This window comes from Streptomyces sp. NPDC051664 (assembly GCF_044453545.1).
Lineage (GTDB): Bacteria > Actinomycetota > Actinomycetes > Streptomycetales > Streptomycetaceae > Streptomyces.
Genome location: NZ_JBITCU010000036.1, coordinates 1 through 19,071, shown reverse-complemented (window position 1 = coordinate 19,071; position 19,071 = coordinate 1). Strand labels below are relative to the sequence as shown.

Genomic DNA, 19,071 nt, shown 5'->3' with positions numbered 1-19,071 from the left:
GCCGTCGTCAGAGCGGGGTCGCCGCGTGCAGGATCCGCACCAGCGTCACGGTCGCGTTCAGCGACGACAGCGCCGACACCGTGGTCCCGGCGGTGGCCACCAGTCCCGCGAGGGCGACATGGGCGGACGACGGCGGCCAGAGCCGGGTCGGCGGGACGGGGTCCAGGAGTGCGGCGACCCGGCGCGGGATCGGCCCGACCGCCGCGAGCGCGGGCAGGGCGTCCGGTGACCGGTGGGCGAAGAGCGCCGCCTTGCCGACCGCGCCCGCCACCGCCCGCCGGTCGCCGGTCTCCTGCGCCGCCGCCTCGTCCGCCCACCGTTCCGTGCTGTACGCCACCGCCGTACGCAGCGGCAGCAGGAACGGGTTGGCCCGCGCGGCGAGCTGGGTGGCGAGGAGGTAGCGGTGGTGGCGGGCGGTCAGGTGGGCCCGCTCATGGGCGACGAGCGCCCGGCGTTCACGCGCGGTCAGGCACTCCATCATCGCCGTCGACACGACCACCCGCCCGGGGGAACCGGGGAGTGCGTACGCGTACGGCTCCGGGTCCGGCAGCACGGCGAGCGCGGACGGCTGTTCCGGGAGGGACCTCAGGGCCCGTGCGGCGCGGACGCGTTGGCGCACGTGGTGGTGGACCGCCGCCCCGCACGCCACCACCACCGCCGCCAGTACCCCGATCGCGACGATGCCCGCCTTCTCCTCGTACGGCACCGCCGCGCGCACCTCGGGGTCCGACCAGCCGTCCGGCAGCGGGTTGCCGGGGAGCTGGGCCGTGCCCACCACCATCAGCAGCGCCAGGCACACCGTGCTGCACAGGGCGAGCGTCGTACCGACGGCCGCCAGCAGGCGGGTGGCGCTGCGTGGGTGCAGATGCTGTTCGGCCAGGCGCGCGATCGGCAGCGCGGTCAGCGGCAGCACGAGGGGCAGGTAGACGAAGACGCCCATCGGTCAGTCCTCGTCCTGCTCCGCCGTCTGCGCCAGCAGCGCACGCAGGCGCTCCTCGTCGCCCGGGGACAACGCCGAGACGAACCGGGCGAGTACGGCTTCGCGGTCCCGTTCGCCGTCCAGGACGCGGCGCATCCGCAGCGCGGCGAGACCGGCCTCGTCGGAGGCCGACGTCCAGGTGTAGGACCGGCCCTGGCGGGCACGGGTCACGCACTTCTTCTCGTACAGACGGGACAGGATCGTGATGACGGTGGTGTACGCGAGGTCGCCGTCGAGGTGTTCCTGCACCCAGCCCGCCGTCGCGGGGCCGTTCGCCGAGCGCAGAACGGCGAGGACCTGGGCCTCCAGCTCGCCCTGCCCGCGCTTGCGGGGGCGCCGGCCGTCGGAGGGCGGGCCCGGGGGCACGTTGTCGTGGGGCAGTTCGTTGTGCGGGTGGTGGCTGGCCCCGGCCGTGTCCATCGTGGTGACTGCCCTTCGTGCGATACCGCGTCGTCCACGGCGTCGCAGCATCGTACTGAAGGCCGGTTCCCGGACACTGCGGGCGATCATCCTGCTAACTTCTACACGTCTGTAGAGTTGGATCTCGTTCCGGCAACGCAACGCAACGTATGGAGACGTCATGGCACTGTGGGATCGGATCAAGGAATCCGCGACGACGATGCAGTCGCAGCTCGAGGCGAAGAAGAACGACCTGAAGAGCGGTGCGTTCCGGGACGCGAGCATGGCCATGTGCGCTCTGGTCGCCGCCGCAGACGGTTCCATCGATCCGTCCGAGCGCCAGCGCGTCGCCTCGCTGATCGCCTCCAACGAGGTGCTGCAGAACTTCCCGGCGGACGACCTGCAGCGGCGCTTCAACGAGTACGTCAACAAGCTCACCGCCGACTTCGCCTTCGGCAAGGTCAGCGTGCTCCAGGAGATCGGCAAGGCGAAGAAGAAGCCGGCCGAGGCCCGCGCCGTCATCCAGATCGGCATCGTCATCGGCGGCGCCGACGGCGACTTCGACAAGTCCGAGCAGGCAGTCGTGCGGGAGGCGTGCTTCGCGCTCGACCTTCCGCCCCACGAGTTCGACCTCTAGACACCTTCGTCGGGCATGCTCTCCGGGTCGGCCGAACAGCCCCCCGTACCGCCGGGAACACACCGCGGTCCGACTGACCATCGGACCGCGCCCGGCCCGGCCGGGGACTCGCGACTCCCCCGAGCGAGTTCCCGGCCCACCGCCGCCCGCACGGCGCCCGGTGTCGCTGTCACCGTCGGCGAAGCCCCGCTCGCCGAGGCCGCCGACCGGTTCGGCATGTCCGGGCGTCAGGCGCGGACCGGTGCTGCGTCCTCGACCAACTGCGGGCGGGGCGCGCCCCTGCGGTACAGGACAAGGGTGACCAGCAGCCCGAGGGCGAAGTAGCCCGCCGACCACCAGTACGCGGTGGAGTAGCTGTGCAGCTGGGCCTGGGCGATGTCGGCGGGGGTCGGCGGACGTCCGACGAGGTAGCTCGTGGCGGCGCCGGTGGCGAGCGTGTTCAGCAGCGCCGTACCGATGGAACCGCCCACCTGCTGGCTGGTGCTGACCATCGCCGAGGCCACACCCGCGTCGCGGACCGCCACCCCGTACGTGGCCAGGTTCATCACGGTCGCGAAGACCATACCTAGGCCCAGACCGAGGAAGAGCAGGTTGGGCAGCACATGGGTGACGTAGCCGCTGGTCAGGTCCAAGCCGGTCATCCACACCATGGCGGCCGCGGCGATGCCCATGCCGAGCGGCACGATCGGTTTCGCGCCGAACCGCGGCACCAGCACATTGGTCGTCGTCATCGACGTCACGATCATCAGGGCGACCATCGGGATGAACGCGAGACCGGTGGCGACCGGCGAGTAGAGCAGAGTCCTCTGCAGGTAGTACGTGAGGAACAGGAACACGCCGAACATGCCGCCGCCGGCGATGAACATCGCCAGATACGACGCCCCTCGGTTGCGGTTCAGCACCACCCGCAACGGCAGCAACGGATGCGCGGCCCGCGTCAGCCACCAGGCGAACCCCGCCACGAGGAAACCGCCTGCCGCGAGGAAGCCCCAGGTGTGCGGTGAACTCCACTGGTGAGACTCCGCGTTCGAGAAGCCGAACACGATGCAGAAGAGGCCTGACGAGACCAGGACCGTGCCCGGGACATCGAGCTTCGGACGGTGGGCGGGGGCGCCGGCGGTCAGCAGCCGGGCGCCGCCGACAAAGGCGACCAGGGCGAACAGCAGGTTGACGTACAGACACCAGCGCCAGTTCAGGTATTCGGTGAGCACCCCGCCGAGCAGCAGCCCCACCGCCCCGCCCGTGCCCGCGATGGCACCGTAGATCCCGAAGGCCTTCGCCCTCTCGTTCGGGACGTTGAACGTCGTGGTGAGGAGAGAGAGCGCGGCCGGCGCCAGCAGCGCGGCGAACATCCCCTGGAGGGCGCGGGCGACGACCAGGACCTCGAAGCCCGGGGCGGCGCCGCCGATCGCCGACACCACCGCGAAGCCGACCAGGCCGGTCAGGAACACGATCTTGCGGCCCACCAGGTCGGCTATCCGGCCGCCGAGCAGCAGCAGCGAGCCGAAGGCCAGGGCGTACGCCGTCACGATCCACTGGCGGTTGCCGTCGGAGAAGCCTAGGTCCTGCTGGGCGGAGGGCAGGGCGATGTTCACGATGGTGGCGTCCAGGACCACCATCAGCTGCGCCAGACCGATCACGCCGAGCACCCACCACCGATGCGCCGGTCCACGCTCACGCCCGGGCGCGGGGCGAGCCGGTGAGGAGGTCACGGTCCCTCTCACGCCACTCACGGAGCGTTCCCCCTCGGACGGCTCTCGCGCATGACGTGCATGACGGGCCATGGTCCTGGGTCTCCCTCGGTGCGCACCCCGAAATCCCCCGCACTTCACGCTAAGCGCGGGTCAGGATCCCCGCATGCGGTGAGCAGCGCCCGGGTTCAGGCCTGCCAGGATCCGCCAGCGGGGCGGGCGGAACCGGGATCCGGCAGCGAGGCGGGCGGAAACCGGGATCCGGCATCGGGGCGCACCGTCGGTCAGAGCTCCTTGGCGGGCCAGTCCAGCAGCCGGGCGCCGATCACCGCCGTCTGCAGCGTGTACCGGTGCATCGGGTCCGACGGGTCCGAACCGGTCAGCTGATGGACCCGCTCCAGCCGGTACGTGAGCGCCCGCACGCTCAGCGCCAGCTGCCGGGCCGTCTCGGCGGCGACACAGCCCGCGTCGAAGTACGCGGAGAGCGTCTTCAGCAGTGGTTCGGCGCCGCCGCGGGCCTGCTGCAGCGGGCCCAGCCGACTGCGCACCAGATCGGCCATCGCCTGCCGGTCCCGGGTCAGCACCGGGTAGACCAGCAGGTCGGCGGCGTACAGCACCGGATCGTCCAGGCTCAACCGGTCCGCCAGGTCGAGTGCGGCGAGCGCCTCGTCGTACGACTGGACGACACCGCCCGGGCCCCGGTGCGGGCGGCCGACCGCGACCCGGCCGCCGTCCGTCGCCGCATGCGCCTGCTTGGCGAAGTGGCGCAGGACGTCCGGCTGGGAGCCCGGGGCCATACAGACCAGACGCCCGTCCTTCGTCGTCAGCAGGATCTCCCGGCCGTCGAAGCGGGCCAGCAGCGCCGACTCCACCTGTCGCGGCACGGTGTCCGTCTCGGTGTACGCCTGGGGGCCCGTCGCCACCGCGACCGCGTGGGCACGTGCCAGCCGCAGCCCGAAGCGGGTGGCCCGCTCGGCGAGCCGGCCCAGGTCGCTGCGCCCGTACAGAAGGTCGTCGATGAACTCGCGGCGTGCCGCCTCCTCCCGCCGTACGGTGAGTCGCTGGGCCCGCTCGAACCCCTCGGCGAACGCATCGACGCACTGCTCGACCGCGGCCAGCACACAGTCGGTGGACGCCGGGTCGGTGGCGTCGGCGCTCGGCCAGGCGGTGCGGGTCGCCGTCAGATGGAGACCGACCAGGGCGCGTAGCTGGAATCCGGCCTCGGCGGCCTCCCGGCCCAGGGCCCGGCGGCTCTCCAGCTCGTCCCGGGTCAGCCGGCGGCCGGTCGCGGCGACCTCGCCCAGGATGCGGGCGTAGTCCCCCAGATACTCGTCGGGGATCTCCGGCTCCGGCACGACCTACCTCCAGTCTTGACACGTCACTGACACTCGCTCAACGCATCCGGGCAGGTGCTGGTGCCCGGCATCAAGGACGTACAAAGATTGCCGGACTCCGGCAATGCGGAACGGCGGCATCGACTGTCACGATCAGGCCCAGCACCACCGGGGGAAACACGGGGGATACGGGGACGGGGGAAGACCCGGCTGCCGTGGCGTCGCTTGTCGGCGACGTCACGGCACCGGGGTCACCGCCGGACGGCGCATCCGCCGGACCCCCCGCTCACACGCAGGGGGAGTGGACCGATGCAGGAGTTCCTGGACGCGGCGCTCTCCTTTCCGACCGCCCTCTTCGGCGCGGCCCTGGTCGTCGTCATCTGTTTCTGGCTGCTGGTCCTGGCCGGTGCGGCCGACCACCACTCCTTCGACGCCGACCTCGACCCCGACCTGGCCGGGATCGGCGGTGTGCCGGTCGCCGTCTCGGTGTCCGTGATGATCGTCGTCGCCTGGTTCGCCGGCCTGACCGGGACCGTCCTGCTGAACCGCAGCTCGGTCACCGGCACCCCGCGCGCCGCGCTCGCCTGTGCCGTGCTCGCCGGGGCGCTGCTGATCTCCTGGGCCGTGGTCCGGATGCTCGTCACCCGCTACCGCCGCCGTTTCCCTGCCGAACCTCCGCCGTCCCGCCAGGACTTCCTCGGCCGGGTCTGCACCATCCGTACCGGCTCCGTCAGCTCCGACTTCGGCCAGGCCGAGGTCGCGGCGGCCGACGGGTCCACCGCGATCGTGCAGGTCAGGCAGTTGCGGCAGACGGGCGAAGCGGTCTTCACGGCGGGCAGTGCGGGGCTTCTCTACGCGTACGACGACGAGGGCGAGTTCTTCTGGGTCTCGCCCTACGACGTGACACTCGACCCGGGACCACCGACGCCACCGCGGCAGCTGCCGCGTACCCGCCCCCGCCGCACCGGCTGAGCCGCCGGCCGCCGCCGTACGCCGCGAACCGGCGCGCACACGGCTGCCCGCCGCCGCTCGGGCACTCCGGTTCCTCTCACCTTCCTCGCCTTCCTCACCAGCCGCCAAGGACTGTCATGGACGCCATCTCTCTGGGCTTCGGTGTGCTCATCGCCGTGGTCCTGCTCATCGCGATCGCTCTGCTCCTCGTCGTCAGCCGGCTCTTCCGCAAGGTCGAACAGGGCAAGGCCCTGATCATCTCCAAGACCAAGAAGGTCGACGTGACCTTCACCGGTGCCGTCGTCCTGCCGGTGCTGCACAAGGCCGAGTACATGGACATCTCGGTGAAGACGATCGAGATCCGGCGCACCGGCCGCGAGGGCCTCATCTGCCAGGACAACATCCGCGCCGACATCCACATCAACTTCTTCGTTCGGGTCAACAAGACCGTCGAGGACGTCATCAAGGTCGCCCAGGCCATCGGCACCGAGCGGGCCAGCGACAAGATCGCCATCCAGGACTTCTTCGCCGCGAAATTCGCCGAGGCCCTCAAGACAGTCGGCAAGCAGCTGGACTTCGTCGATCTGTACACCAAGCGCGAAGAGTTCCGGGACCGCATCATCCGGGTCATCGGGACCGACCTGAACGGCTACCACCTCGACGACGCGGCGATCGACCACCTGGAGCAGACACCGATGGCGCAGCTCGACAGCGCCAACATCCTCGACGCACAGGGCATCCGCAAGATCACCGAACTGACGACGATCGAGCACGTACGCACCAACGAGTTCCAGCGCACCGAGCAGAAGGAGATCACCCGGCAGAACGTCGACGCCCGCGAGACCATCCTGGAGCTGGAGCGCCGGCAGGCCGAGGCCGAGATCAAGCAGCGGCGCGAGGTCGAGACGCTCCGGGCCCGCGAGGAGGCGGCCACCGCCCGGGTCCAGGAGGAGGAACGGCTGGGCGCGCAGGCGGCGTTCATCCGTACCGAGGAACAGCTCGGCATCCAGCGCGAGAACCAGGCGCGGGAGATCGCCGTCGCGCAGAAGAACCGTGAACGGGTCATCGCGGTGGAGAACGAGCGCATCGAGAAGGACCGGCTGATCGAGGTCATCGGGCGCGAACGGCAGACCGAGCTGAATCGGATCGCCGCGACGAAGGAGGTCGAGGCGGAACGCCGCGAGGTCGCCGACGTGATCCGGGAGCGGATCGCCGTGGACCGTACGGTCGCCGAGCAGGAAGAGTCGATCAAGACACTGCGGGCCGTCGAGGAGTCGGAGCGCACCCGCAAGTCGGTGATCATCGCCGCCGAGGCGGAGGCCCAGGAGAAGCTGGTCAAGGACATCAAGGCGGCGGAGGCGGCCGAGGCGGCGGCCACCCACCGGGCGGCGGAGCAACTGACGCTCGCCGAGGCCCGGCTCAAGAGCGCGGATCTCGACGCCCGGGCCAAGCTGCGGCTCGCCGAAGGCGTCCAGGCGGAGTCCGCGGCACCCGGCCTGGCCGAGGTGCAGGTGCAGGAGGCGGCGGCCGACGTCATCGAGAAGACCGGTCTCGCCGAGGCGGAGGCCACTTCCGCCCGGCTCAGGGCCGAGGCGGAGGGCGCACGGCTGAAGGCCCTGGCGACCGCCGAGGGCACCCAGGCACAGGCCACCGCGGATGCGGCGATGATCGGCGAGAAGCTGAAGGCGGAGGCGGCCGGGCTCACGGAGAAGGCAGCGGCCATGGCGGCACTGGACGACGCGTCGCGCGGGCACGAGGAGTACCGGCTGCGGCTCGCCGCCGAGAAGGAGATCCGGCTGGCCGCACTCGATGTGCAGCGGCAGGTCGCGGAGGCGCAGGCGACGATCGTGGCCGCCGGTCTGGAGAACGCCGACATCGACATCGTCGGCGGGGAATCGGTCTTCTTCGACCGGCTGGTCTCGTCGATCTCGCTCGGCAAGAGCGTGGACGGGTTCATGGAGAACTCGGACACGGCGAAGGCCCTCGCCGGGCCGTGGCTGAACGGCTCGTCGTCGTTCACGGAGGACCTGACCCGGGTGCTCGGGTCGGTATCCACGGGCGACGTGCAGAACCTGACGGTGTCGGCGCTGCTGATGCGGATGATGGCGGCGCCAGGCGTGGGAGCGGATGCCGGCCAGGTCCGGCAACTGCTGGAGTCGGCGCGGAAGCTCGGGCTGGCGGATGTGCGGGTCGGGGCACTGTCGGAGGCAAGTGACGTGCCGGCGGCGCGCAATGGGGCGCCGGTGGCGTAGCGGGGCGGGCCCGCCCGGCGGCCTGGCCCGTCCTCGAACGCCGGGCGGGGTCGGGTCGACCGCCCCGTGCCCCGCCCACCACGCACTTCAGGCCCGCCCGGGCCGCGGTTCCGTCCTCGGTCGCCGGACCGGCTCGACCTGCGGCGATCGAGGACAACGTGCGACCGGAGGCCGCACAATCCGCAACCCACACCCGTAGGGAGCCGTACGCATGGACACCGACCCCACCCTCACCGTGGACGCGGGCACCTACGACGTGCTGCGGCGCCGCCTCGCCGCGCACGCCGCCGAACTCGCCCGCCGCGCCGAAGCCCTCAACGCCCGCCGCACCGAGGCGTTCGGCTCGACGGAGCTGCGGTTGCTGGCCACCGAGCAGATCCGGACGGAGCAGCCCTTGCTGCCGCGCGATCTGGTCGCCGTGGGCGGACAGTTGCTGTTCGGCTTCGAGCGCGGTCCGGGCGCGCGCGGCGAGGCCGCCGTCGTCGACGTACTCGCGCTGTACGGACCGGACCTGGCCGGGAGTGGCGACACGCTCCTCGCCGACGAGGCGTTCGTACGCGAATTCACCGCCCTGCACCGCTACTACCGTGACGCCCGCCTGCTCCGCCTGCGCCGTGTCGACGGCCGGCTGCTCGCCGTGTTCCGTACCGGCGAGACCGCCGACGACATCCGTGTCCTGCGCTGGGCGCTCGCCCCGGACGGCTCCCCCGGACCGTTCCTCGACGCGCGCGGCGACCGCGACCACGTCTTCCCTCCGTCGCACGACTTCATCTGGACCCCGGCGGGCCGCGAATCGCACATCCCCGGCCGCCACCCGCACATCGCGATCGGGGACAGCGGCGCCCTCTTCGTCGACACGCTCGGTGGCACCCTGACCGTGAAGACGGTCGACGACACCGACACACCCGACGGCATCTACGACGAGCCGGTCGCCGAACCGCTTCAGTCCCTCGCCGACGCCGACGTCGAGTACGCCGAGGTCGGGCCGCTGATCCTGCTGCGCATCCGCCCGTACAACGAGGACTCCTGGCGCCACCTGGTCTTCAACAGCCTGCTCTGCACCGTGCAGCGCCTCGACGCCATCGGTCCGGCCTGCCACCGGCTCCCAGAGGACCAGGGGCTCATCTTCCCCGGCGGCACCTATCTCACCACCGGCACCGCGAAGACCTTCGCCCTCGCCGAGCCGCTCGCCGACCCGGTCTTCGAGGGGGCCGTCCGGTCCCCCAACGGCGAGGACGTCCTCTACCTCTTCCGCTCCCGGGACGGCGGCCGCGGCCTGCTTCTCCCCTACAACCTGATCCGCCAGGAAGTCGCCGCCCCGCTACTCGGCCGCGGTCACGCTCTGCTCGACGACGGCACGCTCGTCCTTCTCAAGGACACGGCGTCGGCCGAGCCCGCCCGTGTGCACGCGGTGCAGCGCTGGCGGACCCCGTACGTCTCCGACACCTACGCCGACTCCCGCCCGGCCGGGACGGGTCCGCTCGCCCGGGTCGGCAACGCCGATCTGGTCCGCGGCATCTCCGACTGTCTCGCCCTCGCACACAGTGCCACCGCGACCTACCCGACCGCCGCCGTGTACGGACAGCTGGTCGCCGACTGCACGCGCGCCACCGACCGCTACCACTGGCTGGCCGACCTCGAACTCGGCGCTCTCACGGCCCCGTTGGCCGACCTCCGGGACACCGCGCAACAGGTCCTCACCGAGTTCGGGACGGTGCAGGAACTGACCCGGCAGGCCGCCGACGGGCTCGCGGAGTCGGCGGACCGGATCACCGCGCTCGTCCGCCGCATCCGCGGCGAAGCCCCGCGCTCGGCCGCCGCCTGGGTCTCTCAGCTCACCGAACTGCGCCGCGCTCACGGCCGCTTGGCGACGCTCGCCGAGATGCGGTACGCGGACACCGACCGGATCGCCGCGCTCACCGCCACCACCGCCGCCGACATCGGCTCGGCCGCCCAGCGCGCGGTCGCATTCCTGAGCCGGAACGACGCGTTCACCGGCTACCACCAGGACATCGAGCAGCTCACCGCCGACGCATCCGCGCTCACCACCGTCGTCGACTCCGCCGCACTCGGCGACCGGCTGACGGAGATGACGGACGGGCTGGCGACGGTCACGGATGTCGTGACCGGGCTGGAGATCGGCGACGGAGCCGTCCGTACGTCGATCCTGGAACGGATCGCCGACGTCCTCGGCGGTGCGAACCGGGCCCGCGCCACGCTCGACGCCCGCCGCCGGGAACTCCTCGACCGCGAGGGGCGGGCGGAGTTCGCCGCCGAGTTCGCCCTGCTCGGGCAGGCGGTCACCGGCGCGCTGGCCGCCGCGGACTCCCCCGACGCATGCGACGAACAACTGGCGAGACTTCTCATCCAGCTGGAGAACCTGGAGTCCCGGTTCGCCGAGTTCGACGACTTTCTCGCCCAGCTGTCCGAGCGGCGGACAGAGGTGTACGAGGCGTTCTCGGCCCGCAAGCAGACACTGCAGGACGCCCGCGCACGCCGCGCGGAACGGCTGGCCCAGTCGGCGGCCCGGGTCCTCGAAACGGTCTCCCGGCGCCTGTCCGCCCTCCCCGACCTGGACGCGGTCCACACATACTTCGCCTCCGACCCGATGGTCGCCAAGGTCCGCCGCACAGCGGACGAGCTGCGCGGGCTCGGCGACCCGGTGCGCGCCGAGGAGCTCGACGGACGGCTGAAGGCGGCCCGACAGGAAGCGGGGCGGGCGCTGCGCGACCGCAGCGAGCTGTACGCGGACGGCGGTGCGACGATCCGGCTCGGACGGCACCGGTTCGCCGTGAACACCCAGCCGTTCGACCTGACGCTCGTGCCGTCCGGGGACCGGCTCGCGTTCGCCGTCACCGGAACCGACTACCGGGCGCCCGTCACCGACCCGGCGTTCGACGCGGCCCGCCCGTACTGGCAGCAGCAGCTGCCGTCGGAGTCCGCGTCGGTCTACCGCGCCGAGCACCTCGCCGCCCGCCTCCTGGACGAGCACGGCGCCGAATCGCTGGCGGCCCGCGCGCCGGCCGAACTTGCCATGCTGGTGCGGGAGTCGGCGGCCTCCGCGTACGACGAGGGATATCAGCGCGGTGTCCATGACGAGGACGCCACCGCCGTCCTGGCCGCCCTGCTGCGACTGCACGCCGGAGCAGGTCTGCTGCGCGTCCCGCCTGCGGTGCGCGCGGCGGCACAGCTCTTCTGGACATGGGAGGCGGACGACAGCCTGCGCACCTCCTGGACGCGCCGGGCCGTCTCCCTGGCCCGGGCCCGCGAGACGTTCGGCCCGGCGCCCGCGATCACCGCACTCCAGGAGGAGTGGGCGGTCAGGATCAGGGCGGATGATGCGCACACCACCGCCGCATATCTCTTCGAGGAGCTGACCTCCGGCCCCGCCGGATTCGTGACGAGCACTGCCGTCCGCACCTTCCTGGACAAGTTCCGCCGCACGACCGGCACTTCGGCGTACGACGAGGACCTGTTCGCCCTCCGCGACGACCTCCCCGCGCGCCGCCAGCTCGTCGAGGGCTGGCTGACCTCGTACGCCCGCGCGGGCGGCACGGACATCACGGACGGTGACCTCGCCGAGGCGGTCGCCGTGGAGCTCTGCCCGGAGCCGGGAACCGAGCGATACGACTGCGAGGCGCCGATCGCCGCGACGGTGGACGGCCTGCTCGGCACCCACCCCCGCATCGACCGGGGCCGTCTGACCGTGCGCCTGGACGAACTCCTCGCCCGCACAACGGAATTCCGCACGACCGCCGTCCCCGGATTCCGCGCCTACCAGAGGCAGCGCACCACCCTCGTCGCCGCCGAACGGGCCCGGCTGCGACTCGACGACCACCGGCCGCGGGTGATGTCCACGTTCGTCCGCAACCAGCTCATCGACGAGGTCTACCTGCCGCTGATCGGCGACAGCCTCGCCAAGCAGCTCGGCACGGCCGATGCCGACCGGCGCACCGACTCACAGGGCCTCCTGCTGCTCGTCTCTCCGCCCGGCTACGGCAAGACGACCCTCATGGAATACGTGGCCGACCGGCTCGGCCTGGTCCTCGTCAAGATCAGCGGCCCCTCGCTCGGCCGTGAGGTGACCTCCCTCGACCCGGCACAGGCACGCAGCGCGACCGCCCGGCATGAGATCGAGAAGATCAACTTTGCGCTGGAGGCGGGCAACAACACGCTCCTCCACCTCGACGACATCCAGCACACCGCGCCCGAACTGCTCCAGAAGTTCATCCCCCTCTGTGACACCACCCGCCGCGTCGAGGGCGTACGGGACGGCGAGCCGCGCAGCTACGACCTGCGAGGCAAGCGGTTCGCGGTGTGCATGACGGGCAATCCTTACACCGAGTCCGGCGAGCAGTTCCGGATCCCGGACATGCTGGCGAACCGGGCCGACGTGTGGAACCTGGGCGAGGTGCTGAGCGGCCGCGAGGACGTCTTCGCGCTCAGCTTCGTCGAGAACGCGCTGACCGCCAACCCGGTGCTGGCACCCCTCGCCGGCCGCTCCCGGGAAGATCTCGCGCTGCTCGTGCGCCTGGCCTCCGGCGCGGGCCCTTCCCCGATCGCGCGGACGGACCGTCTCGACCACCCGTACACACCCGCCGAGCTGGCCCGGATCGTCCCGGTCCTGCGCCACCTGCTGACCGCCCGCTCCACCGTTCTCGCGGTGAACGCCGCCTACATCGCCTCGGCCGCGCAGACCGACGCGACGCGCACCGAACCGCCGTTCCGGCTGCAGGGCTCGTACCGCAACATGAACAAGCTCGCTGAACGGATCGTGCCCGTGATGAACGACGCGGAGCTCGCGGCGGTCATCGACGACCACTACGCGGGCGAGGCCCAGACGCTCACCACCGGCGCCGAGTCCAACCTGCTGAAACTGGCGGCCCTGCGGGGAACGCTCACCACCGAACAGACCGACCGGTGGGCGGCGATCACCTCCTCGTACGTCCGCACCCAGGCACTGGGCGGCCCCGACAGCGGCCCCATGACCCGGGCGGTCGCCGCCCTCGGTCTGCTCGCGGACCGGATCGCGGCAGTCGAGTCGGCGATCCGGCGGGCCGGCGGGCCGATCACCGAGGCGAAGATCACCGAGCGGGCCGAATGAGACCGACCGGCAAATGAGGGGTGGGCAAGGCATGCTGGGTTCCGTGTCGACACTTCCCCAGCAGCCTCAACGCTCCCCGTTCAGCGGCCACATGGTCGTCTGCGGCGACGACGCACTCGCCCAGCGGCTGGCGGTGGAACTGCGTTATGTCTACGGGGAGCGGGTGACGCTGCTGCTCCCGCCGGGGCGTGACCCGCGCCGCCCGGAGCTGCCGCTGACCCAACGCGGGCGCGCGGCCACGCTGTTCGGCCGGATGTCGGCGGCGATGAACCGCAACCTGGGCAACGGCGGCGGCGCCACCGGAGCCAACGGCGGTTCCGACAGCGACACCGGCGCCGGCGTGGAGGCGGTCCGCATCCTCGAGGCCGCGGAGCCGTCCGACGAGGCGTTCGAGGAGGCGGGTGTCGACACGGCCGCCGCGCTGGCGCTCGTCTACGACGACGACGAACGCAACATCCGCGCCGCACTCACCGCCCGCCGCCTCAACCCCCGCGTACGGCTGGTCATCCGGCTCTACAACCGCAAGCTCGGCCAGTATCTGGAGACCCTCCTCGACCAGGCCGCCGCTGTCGCCGTGCCCGGCCTCGACCCGACGGCTCTGGACACGTCCACCACCGTCCTCTCCGACGCCGACACCGCCGCGCCCGCACTCGCCGCGACGGCGCTCACCGGCTCCAGCAAGGTCATCCAGGCGGAGGGCCTGCTCCTGCGGGCCGTCGAACGCACTCCGCCCCGGCAGGGCGAGGTCGCCGACCCCGGCCTGTGCACGCTCGCCCTGCTCTCCTCCACCACCCACGACCCGGCGGGCGCCGAGGGTTCCGACAGCAGCGGCGCCGAGGGCCCTCAGCTCCTGCCCGACCAGCAGTCGGTGGCCGCCGCGACCGGCCGGGGCGCGGTGGTCCTCGAAGCCATCCGGGAGGCCGCACCGGACGGCCCGGCCCCGCGGATGGGCGGCAGAAGCGCATCCCTGAGCCAGATCTTCTCGCGCCGACTGCGCCGGTCGGTGCTGGGCGTCGCCTCGGCGGTGCTGGGCCTCGCCGTCGCCTCCACGCTCACGACGGGCGAACATCCCCTGCACGCCGTGTACTTGACGCTGCTCGACCTGTTCGCGATGGGCGACCCGGCGATCGACGACTCCGCCGCCCGGCAGGTCATCCAGCTGCTCTCCGGCGTCGCCGGGCTGATGCTGCTGCCGCTGCTGGTGGCGGGAGTCCTCGAAGCCTTCGGCTCCCTGCGTACGGCATCGTCGCTGCGCCGCCCGCCGCGCGGACTCTCCGGCCATGTGGTGCTGCTGGGACTCGGCAAGATCGGCACCAGGGTGCTGGTCCGGCTCCGTGAGCTCAACATTCCTGTGGTGTGCGTGGAGGACGACCCGGCCGCGCGCGGCATCCCCGTCGCCCGGCGGCTGCAGGTACCGGTCGTCCTCGGGGACGTCACCCAGGAGGGCGTCCTGGAAGCGGCGAAGATCCAGCGTTCTCGCGCCCTGCTCGCCCTGACCAGCTCCGACACCACCAATCTGGAGGCCACCCTCTACGCCCGCTCGGTCAAACCGGACCTGCAGGTGGCGCTGCGCCTCTTCGACGACGAGTTCGCCACCGCCGTCTACCGCACCCTGCGCACCGCCCACCCGCAGGCCCTGACCCGCTCCCGGTCCGTCTCCCACCTGGCTGCGCCGTCCTTCGCCGTCGCGATGATGGGGCGGCAGATCCTGGGCGCGATCCCGGTCGAGCGGAAGGTGATGCTGTTCGCGGCGATCAAGGTGGCGGGCCACCCGCAGCTGGAGGGCCGGACGGTCGAGCAGGCGTTCCGGGCGGGGGCCTGGCGGGTACTTGCGCTGGACGCCACGCCGCCGGAGGACCGGCACCCGGACCTGACAACGGCCGGTCCCGCGTCCTCGGACCGGCCGTCGGGCCTGATCTGGGATCTGCACCCCGGCTACGTACTCCGCGCCGAGGACCGCGTGGTGATCGCCGCGACCCGGCGCGGACTTGCGGAACTGCTGCGCAGGCGAAGCTCGTTGACGCACCGCTAGAGCGTCAGGCGTCGGACGGGTCCGGGGCCGCACCCACCGCGCGCGAGGAGCCCTCTGCAGAGTGCTCGGCGGAGCCTGCGGCAGGGCGCTCGGTGAGCAGCATGACGGCGGTCAGCAGGACGACCGATGCCGCCGAGAAGTGCACGCTGAGCGCCGTGGTGAGCGATCCGCCGTGGGTAAGGACCGCAAGCGCGTCACCGAGCGGGAGGATCGCGTCGATGAGCACCACCCAGCCCAGGGTCCGACGCTGTCCTCGCGCAAGCAGCAGGAACACCGTGGCCGCGACGGCGAGATCACGTACGCCCTTGACGACGAAGTAGCCCGCGGCGTTCCCCTGCGGCCAAGGCTCGATGCCGAAGCCGTCGGGTGCGCCCTCGGGGTTCAGCAGGAAGTTGAGTCCGAAGAAGAGCACGGCGGCGCCGGTGATCAGAGCCAGCGCGGTAGTGAAGTGACGCTTCGTCATTTTTCCCCCAACAGGACGACAGAGCAGGCGAGTTCGCCGTTTTCTAGCAGCGCTAGAATTTCAACCGATGCTAGACCTGTCCTTGCTCGAATGTCTAGCATCGCTAGGGTTTTGGTCATGGCCACGCGACAGCGCCGCGGGCACGAACGAGCGGAACGGCGCCGGTCGGTCGTCTCGGCGGCCCGCAAGCCCGCCGGGGCGAGGGGCTCCTGGCCGATGGCAGGCCTGACCCGACCTGCCGTGCCCTGACCTGCTGACCGGGGGCGTTACAGGACTCCTCCCATCACCTGTCGCACCTGCGCCAGCGTCGCCTCGGCCACGGCGTCGGCCCGCTCGTTGCCGTCCCGCAGCACCGACCGTACGTATGCCATGTCCTGCGCGTACTCGGCCCGCCGCGCCCGCACCGGTGCCAGCCGCTCGTTGACGGCGTCCGTCACGGTCCGCTTGAGCGCGGCACCGCCGCCGTCACCGATCTCCTCGGCGACCTCGTGCGGGTCGCCGTCGAGACAGAGCGCGGCGAGCAGCACGAGCCCCGACACCTCGGGCCGGGTCTCCGGTTCGTATGTGATGCGCCGGTCGGTGTCCGTCTTCGCACCGCGGATCAGCCGGGCGGTCTCGTCGGCGGTGGCGCCGAGGGCGATGGAGTTGGCCCGGCTCTTGCTCATCTTCGTGCCGTCGGTGCCGAGCAGCAGGGGTGCGGCGGAGAGCAGGGCGTCCGGTTCCGGGAAGACCGGCCCGTACCGCTCGTTGAAGCGGCGGGCGACGCTCCTGGTCACTTCGAGGTGCGGCAGCTGGTCCTGCCCGACGGGGACCAGGTTGCCCTTGCAGAACAGGATGTCGGCGGCCTGATGCACGGGATACGTGAACATCAGCCCGCTGACGGCGGACTGCCTGGAGTGCGCGATCTCGTCCTTGACCGTGGGATTGCGGCTCAGCTCGGCGACGGAGACGAGGCTGAGGAACGGCAGCATCAGCTGGTTCAGCGCGGGCACGGCGCTGTGGTTGAAGATCGTGGTGCGGGCGGGGTCGAGACCGATGGCCAGATAGTCCAGCAGCATCCCCTCCATGTGCTCGCCGAGCCGCTCGGCGACGTCCCGGTCGGTGAGCACCTGGTAGTCGGCGATGATCACGAAGACGTCCACACCGAGATCCTGGAGCCGGACGCGATTGTGCAGGGTCCCGAAGTAGTGCCCGAGGTGCAGCGCCCCGGTGGGCCGGTCCCCGGTCATCACGCGGAACCGCCCGGGATCCTGGTGGATCTGCTGCTCCAGCTCGGCACTGCGACTCTGAGCGGGGGTGGCGGTGGTGGTGACAGGTGCGGCGACGGTGGTCATGGGTCTCTCCTCGCGGGTGCTGGTTGCGTGGAGGACGGCCCACCGGGATCGGCATCCGTACCCGTACGAGGGCACAGAAAAAGGGCCGTCCATATCGAACGGCCCTGGTTCCGTGCAGATGAGGCGGCCGCTCCTAAGGGGAGCGCCACCAGTTTCGGCACGGTACGGAGGTCATGAGCTCACTGTAACGCGGGCCGGCGACACACTCACGGGACTTCCACGCGGAATACGGGTTGCTGACGGTGTGGTACCGGTGCGCGGTGGCCGGTACCGCGCAGGGCCGGGAGCGGGCGGTCGACGACGCGACCGCCCGCTCCCGCAGACCCGGACTCGATCCACCGAAGGTGGCGACGCGGTGAGTTGTATGGCGGACCCATGTCCTACTCTGCGATCACCGCGCCCGGATACACGGGCCGGTTTCACAGTGGGGGGATACCACTCGTGCCCAGACGCACTCTTACGGCCGCGACAGCTCTCGCGGTCCTCTTCAGCTCGGCCGCGCTGGTGGCCGGCACAGCGGGGTCGGCCGCGGCCGACTCCAGCAAGGTTCTGCCGGTGAAGTCCGCCGGTGACATCGTGGTGGACGGCGTCCACCAGAAGATCTTCATCAGCGATCCGTACGGCGGGACGCTGATCGCCACCGACTACTCCGGTACGGTGCTGGCCACTCTGACCGGTCTGGCGGGCGTGGACGGGCTCGCCCTGTCCGCCGACTCGGGGCAGCTGTACGCGGCCGTCCCCGGCGACGACTCCATCGTGTCCGTCGAGACGCAGACGGTCACCCGGACCGCCCGGTACGCGACCGGCGACGGCACCGACCCGGAGCACCTTGCGCTCGCGGGCGGCAAGATCTGGTTCGGGTACGGCAGCAACGACCACGGCGACATCGGTTCGCTGGACCTTTCCGGCGCCGAGCCCGTGGTGACCCTCGGCCAGGACCCCGAGCCCGGTTACGCCGTCGCTCCGAATCTCGCCTCCACTCCGGGCGCCCCGAATGTGCTGGCCGCCGGTTCCCCGGATTACAACGGGTCCTCGCTCGGCGTGTACGACGTATCCACCGGCACGGCGAACCGTACCGCTCAGTATTCGAGCGGCCCCGGCGTGCCGTGGCTGGGGATAACGTCCGATCTCGCGCTCACGCCGGACGGCAGTGGGCTCGTCACCGCCAATCCGGGCGACCACCACCGGCTGTGGCGGACTTCGGACCTCAGCGACGTGGGGGCCTACCCGTCCGCATACCACCCCGATGCGGTGGCCATCGCCCCCGACGGCACGGTCGCGGCGGGCACCTCGTCCCCGTACGACCCGGACCTCTACGTCTTCACGCCCGGGACCACATCCGCGGTCCGGCAGTACGACCTGCCCGACACGGACGACTCCATCAGCGGCGGCGACGAGATCGTCCCCGGCGGTCTGGCCTGGGAGCCGGGCGGGAGCCGCCTGTTCGCGGTGACCAGCAACAGCAAGGGCGACCGCGCTCTCCGTGTCCTGACCGACCCCACCAAGTCGGCCCCGACGATGACCGTGACCGCGCCGGCCTCCGCGACCCGCGGCAAGTCGCTCACGGTCAAGGGCACACTCAAGGCCACCCTGCCGCTTCCGGCCGGGACGCCGCTGACCGTCACCCGTACCGACATGGAGTCCCCTAGCGGCAAGTCCCTCGGGACGAAGCCGCTCGGTACGAACGGCGCGTTCTCGTTCACGGACACCCCGCCCGCGGGCGGCAAGGTTACGTACAAGGTGTCGTACGCCGGTGACGCCACGCACACCACGGCCTCCGCTTCCGCCTCGGTCGCCGTCTCGCGGGCGACGCCCTCGCTGACCCTGAACCACAACGGCGCCCTGTACTCGTACGGCACCGATGTCTCGTTCACGGCGCACCTCGGTACGACGTA

12 protein-coding genes are annotated in these 19,071 nt (G+C 71.4%); 6 read left to right on the top strand and 6 right to left on the bottom strand.

Annotated elements, in window-relative coordinates; all coding sequences use genetic code 11:
- Nucleotides 1-7: 7 nt before the first annotated feature.
- Entirely contained in the window at nucleotides 8-940 is a 933-nt protein-coding gene (locus ACIA8E_RS35810) for a M56 family metallopeptidase (RefSeq protein WP_399304631.1), read from the bottom strand.
- Nucleotides 941-943: 3 nt separating this feature from the next.
- Nucleotides 944-1,399 (bottom strand): BlaI/MecI/CopY family transcriptional regulator, encoded by a 456-nt coding sequence (locus ACIA8E_RS35805; protein ID WP_399304629.1) that lies wholly within the window; start codon nucleotides 1,397-1,399, stop codon nucleotides 944-946.
- Nucleotides 1,400-1,559: 160 nt separating this feature from the next.
- Here ACIA8E_RS35805 and ACIA8E_RS35800 point away from each other — a divergent pair, with 160 nt between their 5' ends.
- Nucleotides 1,560-2,015 carry a tellurite resistance TerB family protein gene (locus ACIA8E_RS35800; protein ID WP_030931413.1) on the top strand — a complete coding sequence of 152 codons (456 nt, stop codon included), beginning with the start codon at nucleotides 1,560-1,562 and terminating at the stop codon, nucleotides 2,013-2,015.
- Nucleotides 2,016-2,242: 227 nt separating this feature from the next.
- Here ACIA8E_RS35800 and ACIA8E_RS35795 read toward each other — a convergent pair whose 3' ends face one another.
- Both ACIA8E_RS35795 and ACIA8E_RS35790 read right to left on the bottom strand, forming a co-directional pair.
- Nucleotides 2,243-3,799: an MFS transporter gene (locus ACIA8E_RS35795; RefSeq protein WP_399304627.1), complete on the bottom strand. Its 1,557-nt coding sequence runs from the start codon at nucleotides 3,797-3,799 to the stop codon at nucleotides 2,243-2,245.
- Between the two features lie 191 nt (nucleotides 3,800-3,990).
- A complete protein-coding gene (locus ACIA8E_RS35790) occupies nucleotides 3,991-5,061 on the bottom strand; it encodes a PucR family transcriptional regulator (protein ID WP_399304625.1) in 1,071 nt (356 codons plus the stop codon).
- A 288-nt stretch (nucleotides 5,062-5,349) separates the two neighbouring features.
- On the opposite strand from ACIA8E_RS35790, the gene ACIA8E_RS35785 reads away from it, so the two are divergent.
- From ACIA8E_RS35785 to ACIA8E_RS35770, 4 genes are all read left to right on the top strand, one after another.
- Nucleotides 5,350-6,012 carry a hypothetical protein gene (locus ACIA8E_RS35785; RefSeq protein WP_399304623.1) on the top strand — a complete coding sequence of 221 codons (663 nt, stop codon included), beginning with the start codon at nucleotides 5,350-5,352 and terminating at the stop codon, nucleotides 6,010-6,012.
- A 116-nt stretch (nucleotides 6,013-6,128) separates the two neighbouring features.
- Entirely contained in the window at nucleotides 6,129-8,243 is a 2,115-nt protein-coding gene (locus tag ACIA8E_RS35780; protein WP_399304621.1) for a flotillin family protein, read from the top strand.
- Nucleotides 8,244-8,454: 211 nt separating this feature from the next.
- Nucleotides 8,455-13,347 carry a DNA repair ATPase gene (locus ACIA8E_RS35775; protein ID WP_399304620.1) on the top strand — a complete coding sequence of 1,631 codons (4,893 nt, stop codon included), beginning with the start codon at nucleotides 8,455-8,457 and terminating at the stop codon, nucleotides 13,345-13,347.
- Nucleotides 13,348-13,378: 31 nt separating this feature from the next.
- Nucleotides 13,379-15,379 carry an NAD-binding protein gene (locus tag ACIA8E_RS35770; RefSeq protein WP_399304618.1) on the top strand — a complete coding sequence of 667 codons (2,001 nt, stop codon included), beginning with the start codon at nucleotides 13,379-13,381 and terminating at the stop codon, nucleotides 15,377-15,379.
- Nucleotides 15,380-15,383: 4 nt separating this feature from the next.
- Here the strand turns inward: ACIA8E_RS35770 and ACIA8E_RS35765 are convergent, their stop codons facing one another.
- Together ACIA8E_RS35765 and trpS are read right to left on the bottom strand one after the other, a co-directional pair.
- Entirely contained in the window at nucleotides 15,384-15,842 is a 459-nt protein-coding gene (locus tag ACIA8E_RS35765) for a DUF4267 domain-containing protein (protein WP_399304617.1), read from the bottom strand.
- A gap of 266 nt (nucleotides 15,843-16,108) precedes the next feature.
- Nucleotides 16,109-17,176 (bottom strand): tryptophan--tRNA ligase, encoded by a 1,068-nt coding sequence (trpS, locus tag ACIA8E_RS35760; RefSeq protein WP_399304616.1) that lies wholly within the window; start codon nucleotides 17,174-17,176, stop codon nucleotides 16,109-16,111.
- Nucleotides 17,177-17,617: 441 nt separating this feature from the next.
- On the opposite strand from trpS, the gene ACIA8E_RS35755 reads away from it, so the two are divergent.
- On the top strand, nucleotides 17,618-19,071 hold a 1,454-nt coding region (locus tag ACIA8E_RS35755), incomplete at its 3' end, for a YncE family protein (protein WP_399304615.1).